The following is a 6,871-nucleotide window of genomic DNA, read 5'->3' on the forward strand; positions in this document are numbered from 1 at the left end:
AGGCAATGTCGGCCGGGCGAGCATGGGCGCCTTGTCGCCGGTAGCGGCGAAGCGGGCAGGGGCCGGCTCGTAGCCGCCGAGAAAAATCGCCATCGAGATAGCCACTATGGGGACGACCAGCGCCAGATGGAGTTGCGGCGACAGGCCAAGATGCGCCATCGCGCCGCCGAACAGTCCGGCACCGAAGAAGCCCGCGCTCCAGAACGAATGAGCGCGGTTCATGATCCGGCGTTTGAGTTGGAATTCCGTCCTGTCGGCTTCGACATTCAGGATGATTTCGACGCTGCCGATCATCAGGCCGATGGGAAACAGCATCAGGAACAGTGCGACGGGTTCCGGCGCATGTACGGCGATGGCGTAGAGAAGCGCCAGCAGCGGAACCAGCGTGAGCAGCGCGCGGCGAAAGCCGATGCGCTCCAGGAGGGGCGTGGCCAGCGTCAGTGCGGTCAGGGTGCCGATCGGTGTCCCGATCAGGCTGAGCCCCAGCGTGCCGTCCGCGATGCTCATGGCATGCTTGATGTCGGGCAGTCGCGGGAAGATGTTGCCCATGGCGAACGAATAGGTCGCAAACCCGGCATAGACCCGGTGTTGAGGGGCAAGGTTGAGGCCAAAGCTCATCGCGGTGCTTTCAATGAAAAAAGGGCGGCTGCCTTGTCCAGCAGCCAGACATGTCGACTTCTTGCATAAACGTGCAAAACATGCAAGAACGTGCAGAACAAGAAAACAGGGTTCGACAATGCTCACCGATCAACGGCACCAGCTCATCCGTGACCGCCTTGCGGCGGAGGGGCGTGTCCTGGCCGGCGAACTGGCAAGCCGCTTCGGTGTTTCGGAAGACACCGTACGCCGCGACCTGAGGGAGCTGGCGAAGGCCGGCGAATGCCGTCGCGTTTACGGCGGCGCGGTCGCTTCCGCGCCCTTTGCAGCGGCAACGATCAGCCAGCGAGGCGGCCATCCGATCGAGGAGAAGGCGCGTCTGGCAAATGCGGCGGTCGCGTTGCTCTCCGCTGGACAAAGCCTGTTCATCGATGGCGGCACGACCAATGAGGCGATCGCCAGGGCCATCCCACGCGACATCGAGCTGACCGTAGCCACCAATTCGCTTGGCGTCGCCTCGGTCCTGTCGGATCACCCCTTGGTCGAACTGATCGTGCTCGGCGGCAGGTATGTCCGCGACCTTGGCACCTGTGTCGGCGCCGATACGCTGGCTGCCGTGACGCAGCTTGGCGCCGACCTGTTTTTCCTGGGATCCTGCGGCCTTGATGCCACGCGAGGCGTGACCGCCTTCGATTCGGCCGAGGCCGAGGTGAAGCGGGCCATGGCGGGGAATAGCGCCGGCATCCTCATTGCCGTCACCAATGACAAGCTGGCCACCGCGGCGCCCTACCGCGTCGCTGCTGCCGGGTCGATCAGCCATCTCGTCGTAGAGAAGACTGCGCCCGCTGCCATCCTTGCCGATTTCGAACGTCAGGGCGCCCAAATCCACTTCGCGTGAACGGTCGAAGCCGCGAGCCTGTGTGACCGCTTGCCTTGACAAATCCGGCCTCCCATGCGCTTTTCGCGCAAATTTTGAGGCCGGGCCGTAATGCTTCGGTCTGCCACCCAGCACCCCGGACTTTATCCATGACAATGCATCGTTACCGCAGCCACACCTGTGCCCAGTTGAGAAAGAGCGACGTCGGCAATTCCGTCCGGCTGTCGGGCTGGGTGCATCGCGTGCGCGACCATGGCGGCCTGCTCTTCATCGACCTGCGCGACCACTACGGCCTGACCCAGATCGTCGCCGATCCCGATTCGCCTGCCTTCAAGGTCGCCGAGACCGTGCGCGGCGAATGGGTGATCCGCGTCGACGGCGAGGTCAAGGCGCGCTTGCCCGAGACCACCAACGCCAATTTGCCGACCGGCGAGATCGAGATTTTCGCCCGCGAGATTGAGGTGCTGTCGGCGGCCAAGGAATTGCCGCTCCCCGTTTTCGGCGAGCCGGACTATCCTGAGGACATCCGCCTGAAATACCGCTTCCTCGATCTGCGCCGTGAGACGTTGCATCGGAACATCGTGGCGCGCACGAAAATCATCGCAGAGATGCGCAAGCGCATGGGCGAGGTCGGCTTCACCGAATTCTCGACGCCGATCCTCACTGCGTCGTCGCCGGAAGGTGCGCGCGACTTCCTGGTGCCGTCGCGCATCCATCCCGGCACTTTCTACGCGCTGCCGCAGGCGCCGCAGCAGTACAAGCAGTTGATCATGGTGTCGGGCTTCGACCGCTATTTCCAGATCGCGCCCTGCTTCCGCGACGAGGATCCGCGCGCCGACCGTCTGCCCGGCGAATTCTACCAGCTCGACCTCGAAATGAGCTTCGTCGAGCAGGACGACGTGCTGTCGACCATGGAACCTGTGATGCGCGGCGTCTTCGAGACCTTCGCCAACGGCAAGCCGGTGACGCAGAAGTTCCAGCGCATCCCTTATGATGTCGCCATGCGCAAATACGGTTCCGACAAGCCCGATTTGCGCAACCCGATCGAGATGCAGGCCGTCTCCGATCATTTCCGCGATTCCGGCTTCAAGGTATTCGCCAACATCCTGGCCAACGACCCGAAGGCAGAGGTTTGGGGCATTCCCGCCAAGACCGGCGGTAGCCGCGCCTTCTGCGACCGCATGAACTCCTGGGCGCAAGGCGAGGGCCAGCCGGGGCTGGGCTACATCTTCTGGCGCAAGGAGGGCGACAAGCTCGAAGGCGCCGGCCCGCTCGCCAAGAACATCGGCGAGGAACGCACGGAAGCGATCCGCCTGCAGCTCGGCCTTGCCGACGGCGACGCCGCCTTCTTCGTCGCCGGCGATCCGAAGAAGTTCGTTTCTTTCGCGGGCGCTGCGCGCACCCGTGCCGGCGAGGAACTCAATCTTGTCGATCGCGAACGCTTCGAATTGTGCTGGATCGTCGACTTCCCGTTCTTCGAATGGAATGAGGAGGAGAAGAAGATCGACTTCGCCCACAATCCGTTCTCCATGCCGCAAGGTGGCATCGATGCGCTCAACGGCGAGGACCTGCTCGGCATCAAGGCGTTCCAGTACGACATGGTCTGCAACGGTTTCGAGATCGCCAGCGGCGGTATCCGCAACCATTTGCCCGAAACCATGGTCAAGGCGTTCGAGACGGTCGGGTTGGACCGCGCCACGGTCGAGGAACGCTTTGGCGGCCTCTATCGCGCCTTCCAGTATGGCGCGCCGCCGCATGGCGGCATGGCGGCCGGTGTCGATCGCGTCGTCATGCTCCTGGTCGGTGCCAAGAACCTGCGCGAAATCACCATGTTCCCGATGAACCAGCAGGCCTATGATTTGTTGATGAACGCGCCGTCGGAAGCCTCTCCGCAGCAGCTTCGCGAACTGGCGCTACGCGTCGCGCCGACCAAGAAGGACTGACGGCAGCATTGCGACTGCCGTTTCTCCCCGTCTCTATACGGGGAGAAATGTCCGGCAGGACAATGAGGGGCAGCGCGGACGCAGGCGATTGGCGAACGGCCTCAGCAGTTGACGCCTTCTGACAGGCAATCGGATCGGCGTCGAATTGCAGTTGGCAGGGGGCGGCGCTGCCCCTCATCTGCCTGCCGGCACCTTCTCCCCGTATAATGACGGGGAGAAGGTAGCTAACTCCAATCAGTCCTCGTTCGCCTTGACGCTGACGCCGAGTGTCTTCGGCAGATCGAGCGGGTTGGACATGGCGCCCGCCATGATCAGCGCGAACGGCACCGAGGCCGGCGGCTCGGCCGAGATTTCGAGGCTCTTCGGATCGTCGAGGTATTTGCTGACCGCAGCGGTCACCTGAGCCGTCAGTTCCGGATTGTTGAGCTGCGCCATGCCGAACGGCACGATTGCCTTGGCCTGGTTGGCGATGTCCTTGGCCGACATGCCTTGCTGCTTGCCGACATAGTCCAGCACCTTGCCGGTCAGCGAATCGTCGTCGAAGCGGATCGAGGCGCTGTTGAACGAAAGCTGCTGCAACAGGCCGAGCATGGCCATGCCTTGCGCTGAATTGTCGGCGCCTTCCGGCTGCGCGGCCATCTTCTTCTGCATTTCCTGCAGCGATTTGATGAAGTCGATCGTGTAGCCGCCAAGGTCGAAGGTCATGCCGAGCGTGCCGGCGTTCTCGACGGAGATGTCGTATTTCGACAGTTCCATCTTGCCGTCCGATGGCTGCCAGGTGCCGGCCATCTCGAGATTGCCCGAGATGTTCTGGTAGCCCAGCGCGTCGATGACCTCCTTGGACTTGGGATCGTCGACCAGCGAGAGATCGGCCGTGAACTTCTCGGTATTGGCGGTGAATTCCATCGCCTTGCCGTCGGCGGGCGGCGTGATCTCGATGGCAAGGCCGTCCATCGAGAAGGCGGTCTTGTCGGCGACCTTGACCGTCATGTTCGACAGTTCGGCGGATTTGTACATCATCAGCGAACCAAGCGGGCTGGTGGAGCCGTCGGCCGGTACCGTCATGTCGTGGATGACGAAGGGACTGAGATCGAGGGTGACGCCGTCCTTGCTGTGTTCGAAGGCCGAGGTCGACACGGTGCCGATATCATAGCCGCCATTGGCTTCGGTGACGTTCTCGAGCTTGACGTCGCCGATCGCCAGCGCTTCCTTTTCCGCGGCCGGTTTCACCGACACGCCCTGCAGCACCATGCTGGTGTTGTCGCCGGTCACGCCGGTCCAGGAGATGTCGACACCCTGTGCGGAGAGTGCTGCCTTCAGCCGGTCCGCGACCGCGGCATCCTGGGCAAGGGCCGCATTCAGCGGCAGTGTGAGCAAGAAAGTCGAAAGAGCGAATTTCCGGAGAGTTGAGCGTTTGATTGTCATCGCAAGGTCCCTGAGAGTGTCCTGAAATTGTTTTTCAATTCTTTGCGCCATCACCATTCCGTGACGAACTGGACGGGAAAAAGGCGTGTTCCGGCACAATGGTCGAAAATCGCGGTGAAAGGCAAACCCGATCCGAGCGCTATTGGAGAATGCAGTGAATTTGGCATGAAGGTCGGGCCGCCAGCGTGCTTCGCAATAGATGCGGCATGTAACAGATTGATGTTGGACGGCAAGCTCGACCTTGCGGGTTCCTGTTGCAGAAACGAGCGCAAATCGATTGGTCGGGTGCGCGCCTCTTGCCGCGAATCACCCGCTCGGCTAGTCCCAGCCCATGGGAAAAAGGCTTTTGCCGCCTGACAATGGCGGTGGCGATCATATCGAACCGGTCGATCTGAAGAAGGCGCTGGAAGAGCGTTATCTGGCCTATGCGCTGTCGACCATCATGCACCGGGCGCTGCCGGACGTGCGTGACGGGCTGAAGCCGGTCCATCGCCGCATCATGCACGCCATGCGCCTGCTGCGCCTCAATCCCGACCAGGGTTTTGCCAAATGCGCCCGGATCGTCGGCGAGGTGATGGGCAAGTTCCACCCGCATGGCGACCAGTCGATCTATGACGCGCTGGTGCGGCTGGCGCAGGATTTTTCGATGCGCTACCCCCTGGTCGACGGCCAGGGCAATTTCGGCAACATCGACGGCGATAACGCGGCCGCCATGCGCTACACCGAAGCGCGCATGACCGACGTGGCGACCGAATTGCTTGCCGGCATCACCGAGGACGCGGTCGACTATCGGCCGACCTACAATGAAGAGGACGAGGAGCCGGTCGTGCTCCCCGGTGCCTTCCCCAATCTCTTGGCCAACGGCTCGTCCGGCATCGCGGTCGGCATGGCGACGTCGATCCCGCCGCACAACGCGGCCGAGCTTTGCGACGCCGCACTGCATCTGATCGAGCATCGCGATGCGCCGGTGGCGAAGCTGATGGATTTCGTCCAGGGCCCGGATTTCCCGACCGGCGGCATCATCGTCGACAGCCGCGCCTCCATCCTCGAAGCCTACGAGACAGGTCGCGGCGGCTTTCGCGTGCGGTCGAAGTGGAGCCAGGAAGACCAGGGCAGGGGCACCTGGAGCATCGTTGTCACCGAAATCCCCTATGGCGTGCAGAAGGCGCGGCTGATCGAGAAGATCGCCGAGCTGTTGATGGCTCGCAAGCTGCCGCTGCTCGAGGATATCAGGGACGAAAGTGCCGAGGACATCCGCGTCGTGCTGGTGCCCAAGAGCCGTTCCGTCGACCCAGGCATCCTGATGGAATCGCTGTTCAAGCTGACCGAGCTCGAAAGCCGTTTCCCGCTCAACATGAATGTGCTGTCGCGCGGCAAGGTGCCCAATGTGCTCTCGCTGAAAGGCGTGCTGCAGGAATGGCTGGATCACCGCCGCGATGTCCTCATCCGTCGCTCGAAACATCGCCTTGGCGAGATCGAGAGGCGGCTGGAAATCCTCGCCGGCTACCTGATCGCCTATCTCAACATCGATGAGGTGATCAAGATCATTCGCGAGGAGGATGAGCCCAAACAGGTCATGATGGCCCGCTGGTCGCTCACCGACACCCAGGCCGAAGCGATCCTCAACATGCGGCTGCGCGCTTTGCGCAAGCTGGAGGAATTCGAGATCCGCAAGGAATTCGATGGGCTGACCGCCGAGAAGAAGCAGATCGAGGCGCTGCTGGCGTCCGACGCCAAGCAGTGGTCGACGATCAAGTGGGAAGTCACCCAGGTTCGCGACAAATTCGGCCCGGAGACCGAGCTCGGCAAGCGCCGCACCCAGTTCGCCGATGCGCCAGAGCACGACCTGACCGACATCGCCCACGCCATGATCGAGCGCGAGCCGGTCACCGTGGTGGTTTCGGAAAAGGGCTGGCTGCGGGCGATGAAGGGGCATCTGGCCGATCTCTCGACGCTGACCTTCAAGGAGGGCGACAGCCTCAAGCTCGCCTTCCATGCCCAGACGACCGACAAGGTGCTGGTCTTCACC

At 62.4% G+C, this 6,871-nt stretch carries 4 protein-coding genes and 1 pseudogene; 3 read left to right on the forward strand and 2 right to left on the reverse strand.

Annotated elements, in window-relative coordinates; all coding sequences use genetic code 11:
* Positions 1–744: pseudogene (locus EOA36_RS22290) on the reverse strand (hypothetical protein); the annotation flags it as partial.
* Between EOA36_RS22290 and EOA36_RS22295 the strand changes: the two are divergent.
* Together EOA36_RS22295 and aspS are read left to right on the forward strand one after the other, a co-directional pair.
* Positions 737–1,495 (forward strand): DeoR/GlpR family DNA-binding transcription regulator, encoded by a 759-nt coding sequence (locus EOA36_RS22295; RefSeq protein WP_127279451.1) that lies wholly within the window; start codon positions 737–739, stop codon positions 1,493–1,495. The pseudogene EOA36_RS22290 and the gene EOA36_RS22295 overlap by 8 nt on opposite strands.
* A 134-nt stretch (positions 1,496–1,629) precedes the next feature.
* Positions 1,630–3,417 carry an aspartate--tRNA ligase gene (aspS, locus tag EOA36_RS22300; protein WP_189521822.1) on the forward strand — a complete coding sequence of 596 codons (1,788 nt, stop codon included), beginning with the start codon at positions 1,630–1,632 and terminating at the stop codon, positions 3,415–3,417.
* Between the two features lie 234 nt (positions 3,418–3,651).
* Here the strand turns inward: aspS and EOA36_RS22305 are convergent, their stop codons facing one another.
* Complete coding sequence (locus EOA36_RS22305; RefSeq protein ID WP_127279453.1) at positions 3,652–4,842, reverse strand: hypothetical protein; 1,191 nt, start codon at positions 4,840–4,842, stop codon at positions 3,652–3,654.
* A 331-nt stretch (positions 4,843–5,173) separates the two neighbouring features.
* Here EOA36_RS22305 and parC point away from each other — a divergent pair.
* Positions 5,174–6,871: DNA topoisomerase IV subunit A (gene parC / locus EOA36_RS22310; RefSeq protein WP_127279454.1), on the forward strand; the 1,698-nt coding region annotated here is incomplete at its 3' end.

The sequence above is a fragment of the Mesorhizobium sp. M8A.F.Ca.ET.021.01.1.1 genome, assembly GCF_003998025.1.
Taxonomy (GTDB): Bacteria; Pseudomonadota; Alphaproteobacteria; order Rhizobiales; family Rhizobiaceae; genus Mesorhizobium.

What these genes read in the sequence shown, in the direction of transcription:
- EOA36_RS22295 (WP_127279451.1), top strand. Translation starts at nt 737, where the DNA reads ATGCTCACCGATCAACGGCACCAGCTCATCCGTGACCGCCTTGCGGCG.
- aspS (WP_189521822.1), top strand. Translation starts at nt 1,630, where the DNA reads ATGCATCGTTACCGCAGCCACACCTGTGCCCAGTTGAGAAAGAGCGAC.
- EOA36_RS22305 (WP_127279453.1), bottom strand. Translation starts at nt 4,842, where the DNA reads ATGACAATCAAACGCTCAACTCTCCGGAAATTCGCTCTTTCGACTTTC.